Source organism: Agromyces sp. Marseille-P2726, assembly GCF_902809835.1.
Taxonomy (GTDB): Bacteria; Actinomycetota; Actinomycetes; order Actinomycetales; family Microbacteriaceae; genus Agromyces.
Map to the genome: position 1 here is coordinate 547,155 of NZ_CADDWM010000014.1, position 14,979 is coordinate 562,133.

Consider the following 14,979-nt stretch of genomic DNA (forward strand, 5'->3'; position numbering starts at 1 on the left):
GCACCGTGCCGCGTAGCATCGAAGGATGCCCGATACCGTCACGCTCCTGATCGAGCCGCTGCCCGCCGATGACTACGACACGCCGGTCGACGGCACGTTCCGCGAGGTCGACGCCTCAGCGCCGGCCCTTCGAGTGGGTGAGCTCTCGACGCAGCGCGGAGACGGCATCTTCGAGACCATCGGCGTCGTCGACGGCCATGCCCAGGAGGCCCGGCCGCACCTCGAGCGCCTGCGCAATTCCGCGCGCATCTGCGAGCTGCCCGAGCCGAACCTGCGTCAGTGGGAGGCCGCGATCGCCCGGGCCGTCGACGGCATCCCCTCGACGGGCGAGTTCGCGCTGAAACTCGTCCTCAGCCGTGGCGTCGAACACGGACCGGCCCCGACGGCGTGGCTCCACGTCGCTCCCGCCGCCGACTTCACGCGGGTCCGCGAGCGCGGCGTGCGGGTCGCGACGCTCGACCGCGGCTACGCCCGCGGCACGGCCGAACGGGCACCCTGGCTCCTGCTGGGCGCCAAGACGCTCAGCTACGCCGTGAACATGGCGGCCCTCCGCGAGGCGAAGCGGCGCGGTGCCGACGACGCCGTCTTCGTCACCAGCGACGGCTACGTGATGGAGGGGCCCACGTCGAGCGTGATCCTCCGCCACGGCGACACCTGGTCGACGCCGGCGCCGAGTGGCGCGATCCTGCACGGCACGACCCAGCTGAGCCTCTTCGAGCACCTCGCCTCCACCGGGCGGAGCACCGAGTACCGCGACATCCCGGTCGCCGACCTCGAGCGAGCGGATGCCGCGTGGCTGGTGTCGAGCGTTCGGCTCGCCGTGAGCATCACCGAACTCGATGGGCGCGGCATGCCGTCGGATCCTGCCGAGACCCGTGCACTCAACGAGTACCTGCTGAGCCCCAGGGACTGAGTTCTTTTCGCGCGCCGGTCCCCGCCCGGCGCGCCGCGGCATCCGTCAGCCGAAGCGACCCGAGACGTAGTCCTCCGTCCCCTTCACCGACGGGTTCGAGAAGATCGTCGTCGTGTCGTCGTACTCGATGAGGTTGCCGGGCTTTCCGGTGCCGGCGATGTTGAAGAAGGCGGTCTTGTCGGAGACGCGCGATGCCTGCTGCATGTTGTGCGTCACGATGACGATCGTGTAGTCGCGCTTCAGCTCCTCGATGAGGTCCTCGATCGCGAGCGTGGAGATCGGGTCGAGCGCCGAGCACGGCTCGTCCATGAGGATGACCTCGGGAGCCACCGCGATCGCGCGTGCGATGCAGAGCCGCTGCTGCTGGCCGCCCGACAGCCCGGAACCTGGTCGGTCGAGCCGGTCCTTCACCTCGTTCCAGAGGTTCGCCCCCCGCAGTGACTTCTCGACCAGGTCATCCGCATCCGACTTCTGGATCCGCCGGTTGTTGAGCTTCACCCCCGCGAGCACGTTCTCCCTGATCGACATCGTCGGGAACGGATTCGGGCGCTGGAACACCATGCCCACCTGGCGCCGCACGAGAACGGGGTCGACGTCGGGGTCGTAGAGGTTGTTCCCGTCGATGAGCACCTCGCCCTCGACGCGCGCGCCCGGGATGACCTCGTGCATGCGGTTCAGGGTGCGGAGGAAGGTCGACTTGCCGCAGCCGGAGGGGCCGATGAAGGCGGTGACGCTGCGGGGCTCGATCTCGAGGCTGACGCCTTCGACGGCCAGGAACTTGCTGTAGTAGACGTTGAGGTCTCGGACTTCGATGCGCTTGGACACGGGTTTCCTAACTGAAGGTGCAGGTCACCGGCCGAACTTCGGTGCGAAGAAGCGGGCGACGAGTCGGGCGATGAGGTTCAGCGCCATGACGATGAGGATGAGGGTGAGCGCCGCGGCCCATGCTCGGTCCAGGTAGGCCTCGGGCGGGTTCCCCTGGTTCGTGTACTGGGTGTACACGAAGACGGGCAGTGACTGCATGCGCCCGTCGAACAGGTTGTAGTTGACGCTCGCCGTGAATCCGGCGGCGATGAGCAGCGGGGCGGTCTCGCCGATGACGCGGGCGATCGCGAGCGTGACGCCCGTCGTGATGCCGGCGATCGACGTGGGGAGCACGACCTTCATGATCGTGAGCCACTTCGGCACGCCGAGGGCGTATGCGGCCTCTCGCAGCTCGTTCGGAACGAGTCGCAGCATCTCTTCGCTCGAGCGCACGACCACGGGGATCATCAGCACCGCGAGGGAGACGGCGCCCGCTATGCCGGTGCGGGTGCCGGGGCCGAGGAACAGCGCGAACAATGCGTAGGCGAAGAGGCCGGCGACGATCGACGGGATGCCCGTCATGACGTCGACGAGGAAGGTGATGCCTCGAGCGAGCCGACCGCGACCGTACTCGACGAGATAGATCGAGGTCATGATCCCGATCGGGATCGAGATGACCGCCGCGGCCCCGGTGATCAGCAGCGTGCCGACGATGGCGTGGACGATGCCGCCGCCCTCGCCCGTGACGTTGCGCATCGAGAAGGTGAAGAACTCGACATCGAAGCGCGAGAGCCCGTAGGTCACGACGGTGATCGTGAGCGAGACGAGCGGGATCATCGCGAGTACGAATGCGCCGGTCACGAGCGCCGTCACCAGGCGATCCATCGCGCGCCGCCGGCCTTCGACGAGGGTCGAGAACAGCCAGACCGTCGGCACGTACAGCAGCGCGCCGACGAGTATTGCGGCACCCCAGTTGAAGCCGGTGCCGCCCCCGATCGCGACCACACCGAAGATCGCGGCGGACACCGCGAGCGCGCTCCCGAGGATCATCCAGGGGGCGGAGCCCGGGAGGCGACCCGCAGTGAGCGAGTTCGCGATCGGCGTGCCGGTCGCGGGCGTCTCGGGCTTGGTCATCGTCATCATCAGTTGGCTCCCGAGAAGTCCTTGCGGCGACTGACGATCCAGCGTGCGACGGCGTTGACCGCGAAGGTCACGATGAAGAGGATGAGGCCGGTCGCGATGAGCACGTTGACGTTGATGCCGTATGCCTCGGGAAAGCTGAGCGCGATGTTCGCGGCGATGGTCGACGGGTTGACCGAGGTGAGCAGCTGGAAGGTGACGGCTCCCGACGCCGAGAGCACCATCGCCACGGCCATCGTCTCGCCGAGTGCACGCCCGAGTCCGAGCACGGCCGCCGAGACGATGCCCGAGCGGCCGAACGGCAGCACCGCCGTGCGGATCATCTCCCATCGCGTCGCACCGAGGGCGAGGGCGGCCTCCTCGTGCAGCACCGGCGTCTGCAGGAAGACCTCGCGGCAGATCGCCGTCATGATCGGCAGCACCATCACGGCGAGCACGATCGCCGCGGTGAGGATGGTGCGTCCGGTGCCCGAGACCGGCCCCGCGAAGAGCGGGAACCAGCCGAAGTTGTCGACGAGCCAGCTGTAGATCGGTTGCACCGCCGGCGCCAGCACGCCGATTCCCCAGAGGCCGAAGACGACCGACGGCACGGCGGCGAGGAGATCGACGATGTAGCCGAGCACCGAGGCGAGTCGACGGGGGGCGTAGTGCGAGATGAAGAGCGCGATGCCGACCGAGACCGGGATGGCCATGAGGAGCGCGAGCAGCGATGCCCAGACGGTGCCGAAGACGAGTGGGCCGACGTACGACCAGAAGTCGTCGGGCAGGATCGAGGCGTCGTCGCTGGTGGCGACGAATGCCGGCAGGCTCTGGACGATGAGGAAGATCGCCACGGCGGCGAGCGTGACGAGGATCATCGAACCGGCGAACACCGCCGAGCCCGAGAAGACCCGATCGCCCGGTCGCTGCTTCGCCTTGATCACGTTGGTGGCGGTGCTCATGTGGCGCAATCCTCGGGTCGGGGGCAAGGGGATACGTGGCCGTGCCCGACCCCGTGGCGTTCCGAGGAACTTCGGGGGTCGGGCACGAACCTACTACTTGATCGAGTCGATCGCAGCGGTGACCTGCTCGCGCAGGGTGTCCGAGATCGGGGCGGAGCCGGCGTTCTCAGCGGCGACGTCCTGGCCCTCGGAGCTGGCGATGTACGAGAGGTACCCCTTCACGAGCTCGACGTTGTCGGGCTCGGCGTACTCCTGGCACGCGATGAGGTAGCTCACGAGCACGATCGGGTAGACGCCGGCCTCGCTCGAGCTGCGGTCCAGCTCGATCGCGAGGTCGCCGGCGGCGCGGCCCTCGGCGAGCGGCGACGCGTCCACGATGGCCGCAGCGGCCTCGGGCGAGTACTCGACGAACTCGTCACCGACCTTCACCGCGACGGTGCCGAGGTCGCCGGCGCGCGAGGCGTCGGCGTAGCCGATGGTGCCGGTGCCGTTGCTGACGGCGTCGACGACACCCGAGGTGCCCTGGGCGGCCTCGCCGCTCTCGATCGGCCACACGCCGTCGGCCTCGTACGTCCACACCTCAGGGGCGGCCGCACCGAGGTACTCGGTGAAGTTCTCGGTGGTGCCCGAGTCGTCGGAGCGGTGCACGGCGGTGATCGGGAGGTCGGGGAGCGTGACGCCCTCGTTCGTCGCGGCGATGGCCGGGTCGTTCCAGTTGGTGATGGTGCCTGCGAAGATGTTCGCGATGGTCGCGGCGTCGAGGTTGAGCGAGTCGATGCCCTCGACGTTGAAGATCACGGCGATCGGCGAGATGTAGAGCGGCAGCTCGACGAGGTCGCTGTCGGGGGCGCACTTGGCGAAGCCACCGGCGGCGAGTTCCTCGTCCTTGAACGCGCGGTCGGAGCCGGCGAAGTCGCTGGCGCCCTCGAGGAATGTCTCGCGGCCGGCGCCGGAGCCCGACGGGTCGTAGTCGATGGTGACATCGGGATTCGCGGTCTGGAAGCCGGCGATCCACGCCTGCTGGGCGGCGTCCTGCGAGGACGCGCCTGCGCCGACGAGGTTGCCCGAGAGCGACGAGGCCGCATCTCCGGGCTCGGATCCGCCGGCCTCGTTCGAGGCGCAGGAGCTGAGCGCGAGCGCTGCCGTGACGGCGACGACGGCGGGCACGCCGAAACGCTTGAGATTCACGTGATTCCCTTCCGGGGTTTCGATTGCAGTGTCGGGTCGGTGCCGACCCGCAAGCGACCATAGGCAGCGCGCCTTACGAGCTTCCGCCGGGGCGGTTAACGCGAGGTGAACGACCCCTGACGATGGGCTGGACGTGCGAGCTTCCGGCGCACCTGCGGGTCACGGCTCGAGGCTGCCGCGGCTGCGGCGATCGGTGATCGCCGGGCTGCCGCCTTTCACCGAGGGCCCTGAAGCGTTGCTTCAGGCCCTCGGTGCGTGCGTCTCGATGGCCACGATGCCCGAGCCCGGATTCGTGGCCGAGAGGTGCACGACGCTGAAGGCCCCGGGCTCGAGCCCCGCGGCATCCGTCACGTACGAACCGAGCGGTGTACCCGTGGCCAGCGCGATCTCGCGGATCATGTCGGGCAGCAGGGGACCGTGTCCACAGATGACCGCCGTCTTGCCCGAGCGGACCCGCTTGCCCATGACGCGGCGCACCTCGTGGTGGCCCGATTCCCACGCATCCTGGCTGATGCCCGCCTCGCGCTTGATCGGGATGCCGGTCGCCGCGGAGAGGGGTGCGACGGTCGTCGTGCAGCGCACCGCCGGGCTCGTGACGATCCGCTTCGGCGCCCAGGCGGTGACCGTGTCGACGAGGGCCGCGGCCTGCTGCACGCCGCGTTCGGTGAGCGGCCGCGCGGCATCCGGTCGGTCCCAGCCGTTCCGCGACACCGCCTTGCCGTGCCGCACCAGGAGCAGGGCGAAGGTGCCGGTGACGCCCTGGTCGAGCAGCTTCGCGAATTCGTCGAGGATCTCGACGTCGGCCTCGTAGCTCAGGTAGGCGCGTGCGCGCTTGACCGTGACCCACTCGAGCGCGGCGATCTCGGCGTTCGGCTTGAACGTGGAGCGCTGCACCGCCTTCTCGCTGACTTCCGCGGCCCAGTAGTGCACGATCTTCTCGCGTCGGTTCGGCATCTCGTACCGGGAGATGCCGAGCGGGACTCCGAGCGCGACCGACAGGCCGGTCTCCTCGGCGATCTCGCGGACGGCCGTGCGGGGGAGCGACTCGCCCGGGTCGACCTTGCCCTTCGGAATGGTGACGTCGCCGTGCACGGTGCGGTGGACCACCAGCACGTGCACCCTGCCGTCGATGAGGCGCCAGCACACCGCGCCGGCTGCGTAGACGGCCGTGGTCACCGTCGCTGCCCGGACCGGGTCGAACGAGAGCGCTGCCCGACCTGCTTCATGAGCTGGGCCTGCATGTCGACGAGTGGGTTGCCCGCCTCGTCGACCGAATGGCGAGTCCACACGCCGTCGCCGTCGAGCCACCACGAACTGGTCGTGTCGTCCATCGCCAGGTCGAACAGCCCGTCGATCTCGGCGAGGTGGTCGGGATCGACGAGGCGAACGAGCGCCTCGACACGTCGGTCGAGGTTGCGGTGCATCATGTCGGCGGAGCCGATGTAGACCTGCGGGTCGCCGTCGTTCAGGAAGGAGAAGATCCTCGAGTGCTCGAGATATCGGCCGAGGATCGACCGGACTCGGATGTTCTCGCTGAGGCCCGGGATCCCGGGACGCAGGCTGCAGATGCCGCGCACCCAGATGTCGACCGGGACGCCCGCGTTCGACGCGCGGTACAGCGCATCGATGATCGCCTCGTCGACCATCGAGTTGACTTTGATCCGGATGCCGGCGGGCCGACCCTCTTCGGCATTGCGCACCTCGCCCGCGATGAGCTTCAGCAGCCCTTTCCGGAGGTGGAGGGGGGCGACGAGCAACCGCTTGAACTTCTTCTCGATGGCGTAACCCGAAAGCTCGTTGAACAGCCGGGTCAGGTCCTTGCCGACCTGGTCGTCGGCGGTGAGCAGGCCGAGATCTTCGTAGGTGCGGCTCGTCTTCGGGTTGTAGTTGCCCGTGCCGATGTGACTGTAGTGGCGCAGGCCGCTCTTCTCCTGGCGGATGACGAGCGCGAGCTTGCAGTGAGTCTTCAGCCCGACGAGGCCGTATACGACGTGCACACCGGCCTTCTCCAGCTTGCGTGCCCAGGTGATGTTCGCCTGCTCGTCGAACCGCGCCTTGATCTCGACCAGGGCCAGCACCTGCTTGCCGGCCTCGGCGGCGTCGATCAGGGCCTCGACGATCGGGCTGTCGCCCGAGGTGCGGTAGAGCGTCTGCTTGATGGCGAGCACGTCGGGGTCGGCAGCGGCCTGCTCGATGAAGGCCTGCACGCTCGTCGCGAAGGACTCGTAGGGGTGGTGCACGAGCACGTCCTTCTTCGACACCGCGGCGAAGATGTCGGCCTTCAGGTTCGGCTCGCTCGGCATCAGCTGCCGCGCGGTCGCGGGAACGTGCGTGGGGTAGTGCAACTCGGGTCGGTCGAGGCGGGCGAGGTCGAACAGCCCGCTGAGGTCGAGCGGCCCCGAAAGGCGGAAGATCCCCTGCTCGGGAACGTCGAGCTCCCGTGAGAGGAGTCCGAGCGTCACGTCGTCCATGTCGTCGGTGATCTCGAGCCGGATCGGAGGCCCGAACCTGCGACGCAGCAGCTCCTTCTCGAGCGCCTGCAGGAGGTTCTCCGTCTCGTCTTCCTCGATCTCGACGTCCTCGTTGCGGGTGACACGGAAGACGTGGTGCTCGACGATCTCCATGCCGGGGAACAGGTCGCCCAGGTGGTTGGCGATGAGATCCTCGAGGGCGATGTACCTGGCGTCCTCGATCGACTCGTCGGGATCGACCCGCACGAAGCGGTGGAGCATCTGCGGCACCTTGACTCGTGCGAACTCCTGGCGCCCCGTGCGACTGTTGCGGACCCGCACCGACAGGTTCAGCGAGAGGCCCGAGATGTACGGGAAGGGGTGCGCCGGGTCGACCGCCAGCGGCATGAGCACGGGGAAGATCTGTCGGGAGAAGTAGTCGTGCAGGTGCTGGACTTCGCGGTCTCCGAGATCGCTCCACTCGACGACGCGGATGCCGGCCTCGGCCATGGCGGGGCGCACGAGCTCCTGGTATGCGCGGGCGTGCCGGTCCTGCAGCTCCTTCGCCTTGCGGGAGATGTCGTTCAGCACGTCATGCGGCGCGCGGCCGACATTGGTGGGCACGGCGAGCCCGGTGAGGATGCGCCGCTTCAGGCCGGCTACGCGCACCATGAAGAACTCGTCGAGGTTCGACGCGAAGATCGCCAGGAAGTTCGCCCGCTCGAGCACCGGGATGCGAGGGTCTTCGGCGAGCTCCAGCACGCGCTGGTTGAACGCCAGCCAACTGAGCTCGCGATCGAGGTAGCGCTCGGCGACGAGCTCGGGCGCGTTCTCCATGTCGAAGGGCTCGAAGTCATCGTCGAAATCGCTCGACGTGCGGTCTTCGGCGAGGACGCTGTCGGCGGTCATCCCAACATCATGCCACTGGCATGCGTGACGACGCGGGGGAGTGGCTCAACTCAAGGTGCTGTTCATCGGCGTGCTCTCGTCGTCCTCCTCGTGCACGTTGAACCGATATCCCACATTGCGCACGGTGCCGATGAGCCCGTCGAGGTCGCCGAGCTTGGCTCGCAACCGCCGCACGTGCACGTCGACCGTACGAGTTCCGCCGAAGTAGTCGTACCCCCACACCTCGCTGAGCAACTGCTCGCGGGTGAAGACCCGCGACGGGTGTGCCGCGAGGAAGCGCAGGAGCTCGAACTCCTTGTAGGTGAGGTCGAGTGCACGGCCCCGCACCTTCGCCGAATAGCTCGCTTCGTCGATGATCACGCCGGAGGTCTGGATGCGCTCGGCCGGTTGCGTCGACTGGGTGCGGCCGATCGCGAGCCGGATGCGGGCGTCGACCTCCGCAGGACCGGCGTCGACGAGGACGACGTCGTCGACGCCCCAGTCGGGCGTGACGGCGGTCAGGCCGCCCTCGGTGACGATGAGCACGAGTGGTACGGACAGGCCCGTCGTGCGGAGGATCTGGCAGAGGCTCTTCGCCGCCGCGAGATTGGATCGCGCGTCGAGGAGGATGAGGTCGGATTCGGGCGCTCTCACCAGCTGCTCGGGCGAGGCGGGGATGACGCGCACTCGGTGAGACAGGAGTGACAGCGCCGGAAGCACATCGTCGTGGGCCGCCGGCGAGAGGATCAGCAACTGCGCCACGGCAGTACCTCCTCCGCGGTCACTGGCGTCCAGTAGTAAGGTGCGGTCAATACTACGTGACGCCGGGTTCCCGGCGAGTTCGGTACAGGCGGGGGAGCGCATGCAGGCAGGCTCGGACACGCGTGTCGGATGGCCGGGCATCGTGCTCGTCTGGGCACTCGCCGTCGTCGGCGCCGTCGTGGTGGTCGCGCTGGCCTATTCGCGTGGCGCCGAGTGGACAGGCGAGAGCGCCCCGCTGGGCGCGTACGCCGCGCTCGGCATGGTGTTCGCGGCATCCGTCATCGCAGCGATGGTCGTGCAGCTCATGGTGCGCCGCACCGAGGGACTCGTCACGAGGGTGAGCTGGAGCGTCGCCGGCGCCGCCCTCGTCATGCTGGTCGCGGCCGCTCTCGTCGCGCCGATCGCGCTCGGTTCGAGCGGGTAGACTCGGGGGCATGTCGCAGTTGCTCGCCCTCGAACTCCTCTTCATCGGCCTGCTCGGGCTCGCGAGCCTCGCCATCGCCTACATCAGCGGTGTCGTCGTCTACAAGCTGTTCAAGGGGCAGCGCTAGGCGCATGATCGAACTGCCCGTCGGCCTTCCGGCCGAACTCGTCCCACTCTCGTGGCTGATCGGGGTGTGGGAGGGCTCGGGGGTCATCGACTACAAGATCGGCGACGACTCGGTGACACACGAGTTCGGCCAGCGGGTGAGCTTCAGCCACGACGGGCTGCCCCACCTCAACTACACCTCGTACACCTGGCTCTTCCCCGACGAGCCGGGCGGCGATCCCACCCCGTTGGCCACCGAGACGGGCTATTGGCGCATCGAACGGGCGCTCGGCGAGGGGGATGCCGGCCCGGCCCTGCTGCCCGCGGTGGGCGAGTCTCGGTTCGCCGACGCGGAATCGGTCGAGACGCTGCGCAACGCCGACGGCGGATTCGACATCGAGGTCTCGCTGGTGCATCCAGGCGGCGTCGCCGAGCTGTACCTGGGGCAGGTGAAGGGCCCGCGCGTCGACCTCGCCACGGACGCGGTGATGCGCACCGCCGGCGCGAAGGACTACGCGGCCGCCACCCGCCTGTACGGACTCGTCGAAGGGCACCTGCTCTGGGCGTGGGACATCGCCGCCCTCGGACAGGATCTCCGGACGCACGCCTCGGCTCGCCTCGCGAAGGTCGACTGATGACCGGTTCTCCGTTCCTCACGCTCCCCGGTGCGGTCGCCGCGGAGGGGGTCGACGCCGGGGTCCCCGGGCACTACGGCAACCCCATCATCGAGCAGCGCCACCTCGAACGCGGCGACGCGATCGCCGATCTCTCCAACCGCGGAGTCGTCACGGTCACCGGACCAGACCGGCTCTCGTGGCTGCACTCGATGGCGACTCAGGCCCTCGACCAGCTCGCGCCGGGGCAGGGCGCCGAGGCGCTGTTCCTCGACGCTTCCGGCCGCATCGAGCATGCGACGCACGTGGTCGACGACGGCGAGACCACCTGGCTCGTCGTCGAGGGCGACGAGGCCGCGTCGCTCGCCGCCGCCCTCGACCGAATGCGGTTCATGCTCCGGGTCGAGGTCGCCGACGTGAGCGCCGACGTGGGCGTGCTCGGCTCGATGTCGACGACGGCCCTGGATGCCGCGGTCGCGGCGTACGCTCCGTCGGGCGTCGCCCTCGACTGGGTCGACCCGTGGGCACAGCCGCGTCCCGGAGGACATCAGTACGCCGACCACACCGCTCACCCGGCATCCGAGTGGCGCTGGATCGAGCGGATCGTGCCGCGCGCCTCGCTGTCGGATGCCGCCGAAGCGATCCGAGCCGGGCGCGTCGCCGTGGCGGGCTCGATGGCCGTCGAGGCGCTTCGCGTCGCGGCCTGGCGCCCTCGGTTCGCAACGGAGGTCGACGAGCGCACGATCCCGCACGAGCTCGATTGGCTGCGCAGCGCGGTCGATCTCGGCAAGGGCTGTTACAAGGGGCAGGAGACGGTCGCGAAGGTGCTGAACCTCGGACGTCCGCCACGGCGGCTCGTGCTGCTGCACCTCGACGGCAGCGACACCGTGCTGCCCGCGCCCGGTGACGAGGTGAGCGGCGAGAAGGCGCGACCCGAGCCGGCTCCCGGTGAGCAGCCCGAGCGCAAGGTGGTCGGCCACATCACGACATCCGCGATGCATCACGAACTCGGTCCCGTCGCGCTCGCCCTGCTCAAGCGCGCGGTCCCCGCCGAACTGCCGCTTGTCGTCCACAGTCACGGGATCGACATCGCGGCGGCGCAGGTCGAGATCGTGCCGGCCGATGCCGGGGCGGCCGTCGACGTGCCCCGGTTGCCGCGGCTCGGCATCCGCAAGTGAGCGATCGGCGACCCCGTTAGGCTGGTCGACATGCCACACACCCTCGTGCTGCTGCGCCACGGCCAGAGCGAATGGAACCAGAAGAACCTGTTCACCGGGTGGGTCGACGTACCGCTCAGCGACCTCGGCCGTTCCGAGGCGAAGCGCGGTGGTGAGCTGCTCGTCGAGCACGACCTGCTCCCCGACGTGGTGCACACGTCGGTGCTCACGCGGGCGATCCAGACCGCCGACATCGCGCTCGAGGCGGCCGACCGTCTCTGGATTCCCGTGCGTCGCTCGTGGCGGCTCAACGAACGTCACTACGGCGCACTGCAGGGGCTCGACAAGGCCGACACCCTCGAGAAGTACGGTCCCGAGCAGTTCCAGTTGTGGCGCCGTTCGTTCGACGTGCCTCCGCCGCCCCTCGACGACGACGCCGAGTTCTCGCAGGTGGGCGACCCCAGGTACGCAGACCTGAGCGACGACGAGATGCCGCGCACGGAGTGCCTGAAAGACGTGATCGCGCGCATGCTGCCGTACTGGGAATCCGAGATCATCCCCGACCTGCGGGCCGGGAAGACCGTGCTCGTGGCGGCGCACGGCAACTCGCTGCGCGCGCTCGTGAAGCACCTCGACCAGATCTCCGACGACGACATCGCCGAGCTCAACATCCCGACGGGCATCCCGCTCGTGTACCGGCTCGGCGACGACTTCATGCCGCTCGGCCCGGGGCAGTACCTCGACCCCGAGGCAGCTGCCGCCGGCGCCGCGGCCGTCGCGGCCCAGGGTCGCCAGTAGGCTCGGAGCCCGGTCTACTCCTGGTCCCAGTCGCCGGTGACCAGGTACTGCACCTTCTTCGCGATCGACACGGCGTGGTCGGCGAAGCGTTCGTGGTACCGGCTCGCGAGTGTCGAGTCGACGGTGTCGACCGGCCCGCCCTTCCAGGTCTCGCCCAGCACCTTCTCGAAGACCTGCAGGTGCAGCGCGTCGACCCGGTCGTCGTCGTTGCGGATCTCCTCGGCCAGCTCCACGTCTTCGGTACGGAGCAGCGTGGCGAGCTTGCGTGCGATGTCGATATCGAGTTCGCCCATCTCATCGAAGATCGGGCGAAGGGACTTCGGCGCCACCTTGTCGGGGAACCGGTACCGCGCGAGCTGGGAGATGTGCGTCGCCAGGTCGCCCATGCGCTCGAGCGACGCGCTCACGCGGAGCGCGCTGACGACGATGCGCAGGTCGCGAGCGACCGGCTGCTGTCGCGCGAGGATCGTGATGGCGAGCTCATCGAGTTCGACCGTCAGCTGGTCGATCCTCCGGTCGGCCGCGATCACCTCCTCGGCGAGCGCAACGTCGGACGTGTTGAAGGAGCGCACCGCCTTCTCGATGGATTCCACCACGAGGTCGGCCGCCTCGACGAGGCGGTCCTGCACCTCACGAAGTTCCTGCTGGAACACCTCACGCATGAACGAGATCCTTGTCTGCTGGTTGCCCCGCGATCACGGGAAGGTCGGACCGCTGGGCCCCGCGTCATCCTCACTGCCGGAGGTGAACGGGAAGTGCCCGAAGACTGAACACTCGTTAACCTACCGCCGCAAGGGCGGTCACCCCGGGGAATCCTGGTTCCGGGACTGGTTAGGGTGAATCCATGGACTCCACGTGGCTGGTGCTCACGGCACTGGCCCTGGGCATCTTCCTCGGTGCCGCATTCATGGTGGTCTTGTACGTGGCGGAACGCCGCGGATCGAGCGCCGCGCGTGTCGTCGCGCCGACCATTCCCGATGGGATCGACCAGGTGCTCGAGGCGCTCGAGTCGGCCGGGGTCGTGCTCGATCCGTCGAACAACGTGCTGAAGGCCTCGCCCGGAGCACTCGCCTTGGGCCTCGTGCGGCAGGGGAGCCTGGCGCATCCCGAGCTCGCGGAGCTCGTGGCATCCGTCCGCCGCACGGGGGAGACCGTCGCGGACGAGCTCGAGGTCAGCCGCGGCCCGTACGGGGAGCAGACGCTCCTGCTCCGCGTCAGAGTCGCGCGACTGGGCACCCGGTTCGTCCTGCTGCTAGCCGAGGACCGCACCGAGGCGAAGCGACTCGACGAGGTGCGGCGCGACTTCGTCGCCAACATCAGCCACGAGTTGAAGACGCCGATCGCCTCGGTCAGCCTCCTCTCCGAAGCGCTCGACCAGGCCGCCGACGAGCCCGAGCAGGTGCGGCGCTTCGCCGGCCGTCTCGGCGTCGAGGCGGCGAGGCTGGCGCACATCACCAGCGACGTGATCGAGCTCTCACGGTTGCAGGCGCGTGATGCGCTGCGGCCCGACGTGCTCGTGAACGTCGATGACGTGATCGCTGCGGCGGTCGACCAGAACCGGGTCGTCGCGTCGGCGAAGCAGGTCGAGATCCGGGTCCGCGCGGCGACGGGCGCCGAAGTGTACGGCGAACGGTCCCTGCTCATCGTGGCGGTGCACAACCTCATCGCGAACGCGATCGCCTTCTCCAACCAGGGCGCGCGCGTCGGCGTCGGCGCGAAGGTCGACCGGCACACCGTCGAGATCGCCGTCACCGATCAGGGCGTCGGCATCGAGGCCGACGAGCTGGAGCGCATCTTCGAGCGGTTCTACCGGATCGACCAGGCGCGTTCGCGCAACACGGGAGGCTCGGGCCTCGGCCTCAGCATCGTGAAGCACACCGTGCAGAATCACGGTGGCGACGTGCGGGTCTGGTCTCGACCCGGCCGCGGTTCGACGTTCACGATCCGGCTGCCGATCGCCGAGGCGGCCCCGACGACGGATGCCACCGACGCCGTCGTCGACACGGCAGGGGATGCCGCGCCGGCCGCCTCGAAGCGCCGGTCGCGCCGCGGACGGGAACGCCGCGAGGCGACGACCCCCGCCGTCGGCATCACGGACCGAGGAGAACCGACGTGACCAGAATCCTGCTCGTCGAGGACGAGATCGCCCTGAGCGACCCGCTCAGCTTCCTGCTCCAGCGCGAGGGCTACGACGTGGAGGTGGCGGCCGACGGCCCGACGGCGGTCGCGGCGTTCGACCGGAGTGGCGCCGACCTCGTGCTGCTCGATCTCATGCTTCCGGGGCTGCCCGGCACCGAGGTGTGCCGCGAGATCCGCGCCAGGTCGACGGTGCCCATCATCATGCTGACGGCGAAGGACTCCGAGGTCGACATCGTGGTCGGCCTCGAACTCGGCGCCGACGACTACGTGACGAAGCCGTATTCCACGCGCGAGCTCCTGGCCCGGATCCGGGCGGTGCTCCGTCGCCGCATCGAGGTCGAGGACCTCGACGAGTCGATCCTCGAAGGTGGCCGGGTCCGCATGGACCTCGACCGCCATACCGTCGAGGTCGACGGAGAGGAAGTGGCCATGCCGCTGAAGGAATTCGAGTTGCTCGAGCTGCTCATGCGCAACTCGGGGCGGGTGCTCACGCGCGGTCAGCTCATCGATCGCGTCTGGGGTTCGGATTACGTCGGCGATACCAAGACGCTCGATGTGCACGTCAAGCGCATCAGATCGAAGATCGAACTGGAGCCATCGGAGCCGGTGCAGCTCGTGACCGTGCGGGGTCTCGGGTATCGCTTCGAGGCCTGAGT

15 protein-coding genes are annotated in these 14,979 nt (G+C 68.8%); 7 read left to right on the forward strand and 8 right to left on the reverse strand.

The features are described from left to right. Window positions 1-25 precede the first annotated feature (25 nt). Complete coding sequence (locus HUS56_RS12130) at window positions 26-913, forward strand: aminodeoxychorismate lyase (protein WP_173923661.1); 888 nt, start codon at window positions 26-28, stop codon at window positions 911-913. A 45-nt stretch (window positions 914-958) separates the two neighbouring features. Here HUS56_RS12130 and pstB read toward each other — a convergent pair whose 3' ends face one another. The 7 genes from pstB to HUS56_RS12165 form a co-directional block, all read right to left on the reverse strand. Then, window positions 959-1,738 carry a phosphate ABC transporter ATP-binding protein PstB gene (gene pstB, locus HUS56_RS12135; protein ID WP_173923662.1) on the reverse strand — a complete coding sequence of 260 codons (780 nt, stop codon included), beginning with the start codon at window positions 1,736-1,738 and terminating at the stop codon, window positions 959-961. A 24-nt stretch (window positions 1,739-1,762) separates the two neighbouring features. Then, window positions 1,763-2,857, reverse strand: a complete 1,095-nt coding sequence (pstA, locus tag HUS56_RS12140; protein WP_173923663.1) for a phosphate ABC transporter permease PstA — start codon at window positions 2,855-2,857, stop codon at window positions 1,763-1,765. A gap of 2 nt (window positions 2,858-2,859) precedes the next feature. Beyond that, complete coding sequence (gene pstC, locus HUS56_RS12145; RefSeq protein WP_173923664.1) at window positions 2,860-3,798, reverse strand: phosphate ABC transporter permease subunit PstC; 939 nt, start codon at window positions 3,796-3,798, stop codon at window positions 2,860-2,862. Window positions 3,799-3,891: 93 nt separating this feature from the next. Continuing rightward, window positions 3,892-4,986, reverse strand: coding sequence for a phosphate ABC transporter substrate-binding protein PstS (locus HUS56_RS12150; protein ID WP_173923665.1), 1,095 nt, complete (start codon window positions 4,984-4,986; stop codon window positions 3,892-3,894). Window positions 4,987-5,226: 240 nt separating this feature from the next. Next, entirely contained in the window at window positions 5,227-6,162 is a 936-nt protein-coding gene (locus HUS56_RS12155) for an NUDIX hydrolase (RefSeq protein ID WP_173923666.1), read from the reverse strand. Beyond that, window positions 6,159-8,345, reverse strand: coding sequence for an RNA degradosome polyphosphate kinase (locus tag HUS56_RS12160; RefSeq protein ID WP_173923667.1), 2,187 nt, complete (start codon window positions 8,343-8,345; stop codon window positions 6,159-6,161). The genes HUS56_RS12155 and HUS56_RS12160 overlap by 4 nt, the downstream gene beginning before the upstream one ends. Window positions 8,346-8,390: 45 nt before the next feature. Further along, window positions 8,391-9,086 (reverse strand): response regulator transcription factor, encoded by a 696-nt coding sequence (locus HUS56_RS12165; protein ID WP_173923668.1) that lies wholly within the window; start codon window positions 9,084-9,086, stop codon window positions 8,391-8,393. A 100-nt stretch (window positions 9,087-9,186) separates the two neighbouring features. Here HUS56_RS12165 and HUS56_RS12170 point away from each other — a divergent pair, with 100 nt between their 5' ends. From HUS56_RS12170 to HUS56_RS12185, 4 genes are all read left to right on the forward strand, one after another. Next, complete coding sequence (locus HUS56_RS12170; protein ID WP_173923669.1) at window positions 9,187-9,510, forward strand: hypothetical protein; 324 nt, start codon at window positions 9,187-9,189, stop codon at window positions 9,508-9,510. A gap of 131 nt (window positions 9,511-9,641) precedes the next feature. After that, complete coding sequence (locus HUS56_RS12175; protein ID WP_173923670.1) at window positions 9,642-10,250, forward strand: FABP family protein; 609 nt, start codon at window positions 9,642-9,644, stop codon at window positions 10,248-10,250. Then, window positions 10,250-11,407, forward strand: a complete 1,158-nt coding sequence (locus tag HUS56_RS12180; RefSeq protein WP_173923671.1) for a folate-binding protein YgfZ — start codon at window positions 10,250-10,252, stop codon at window positions 11,405-11,407. Before HUS56_RS12175 ends, HUS56_RS12180 begins: the two co-directional genes overlap by 1 nt. 30 nt (window positions 11,408-11,437) lie before the next feature. Then, entirely contained in the window at window positions 11,438-12,184 is a 747-nt protein-coding gene (locus tag HUS56_RS12185) for a phosphoglyceromutase (protein WP_173923672.1), read from the forward strand. A 14-nt stretch (window positions 12,185-12,198) separates the two neighbouring features. On the opposite strand, the gene phoU is transcribed toward HUS56_RS12185, so the two are convergent. Then, window positions 12,199-12,846 (reverse strand): phosphate signaling complex protein PhoU, encoded by a 648-nt coding sequence (gene phoU, locus HUS56_RS12190; RefSeq protein ID WP_173923673.1) that lies wholly within the window; start codon window positions 12,844-12,846, stop codon window positions 12,199-12,201. 182 nt (window positions 12,847-13,028) lie between these two features. On the opposite strand from phoU, the gene HUS56_RS12195 reads away from it, so the two are divergent. Beyond that, the gene (locus HUS56_RS12195) at window positions 13,029-14,300 is read left to right on the forward strand and encodes a cell wall metabolism sensor histidine kinase WalK (RefSeq protein WP_173923674.1); all 1,272 of its coding nucleotides are present in this window, start codon (window positions 13,029-13,031) and stop codon (window positions 14,298-14,300) included. Next, the gene (locus tag HUS56_RS12200) at window positions 14,297-14,977 is read left to right on the forward strand and encodes a response regulator transcription factor (protein WP_173923675.1); all 681 of its coding nucleotides are present in this window, start codon (window positions 14,297-14,299) and stop codon (window positions 14,975-14,977) included. The genes HUS56_RS12195 and HUS56_RS12200 overlap by 4 nt, the downstream gene beginning before the upstream one ends. Window positions 14,978-14,979: the final 2 nt, after the last annotated feature.

Excerpts from the sequence above, each read along its gene's own strand:
- HUS56_RS12130 (WP_173923661.1), top strand. The coding sequence starts at position 26 with ATGCCCGATACCGTCACGCTCCTGATCGAGCCGCTGCCCGCCGATGAC.
- pstA (WP_173923663.1), bottom strand. The coding sequence starts at position 2,857 with ATGACGATGACCAAGCCCGAGACGCCCGCGACCGGCACGCCGATCGCG.
- pstC (WP_173923664.1), bottom strand. The coding sequence starts at position 3,798 with ATGAGCACCGCCACCAACGTGATCAAGGCGAAGCAGCGACCGGGCGAT.
- HUS56_RS12160 (WP_173923667.1), bottom strand. The coding sequence starts at position 8,345 with ATGACCGCCGACAGCGTCCTCGCCGAAGACCGCACGTCGAGCGATTTC.
- HUS56_RS12170 (WP_173923669.1), top strand. The coding sequence starts at position 9,187 with ATGCAGGCAGGCTCGGACACGCGTGTCGGATGGCCGGGCATCGTGCTC.
- HUS56_RS12175 (WP_173923670.1), top strand. The coding sequence starts at position 9,642 with ATGATCGAACTGCCCGTCGGCCTTCCGGCCGAACTCGTCCCACTCTCG.
- HUS56_RS12180 (WP_173923671.1), top strand. The coding sequence starts at position 10,250 with ATGACCGGTTCTCCGTTCCTCACGCTCCCCGGTGCGGTCGCCGCGGAG.
- HUS56_RS12185 (WP_173923672.1), top strand. The coding sequence starts at position 11,438 with ATGCCACACACCCTCGTGCTGCTGCGCCACGGCCAGAGCGAATGGAAC.
- phoU (WP_173923673.1), bottom strand. The coding sequence starts at position 12,846 with ATGCGTGAGGTGTTCCAGCAGGAACTTCGTGAGGTGCAGGACCGCCTC.
- HUS56_RS12195 (WP_173923674.1), top strand. The coding sequence starts at position 13,029 with ATGGACTCCACGTGGCTGGTGCTCACGGCACTGGCCCTGGGCATCTTC.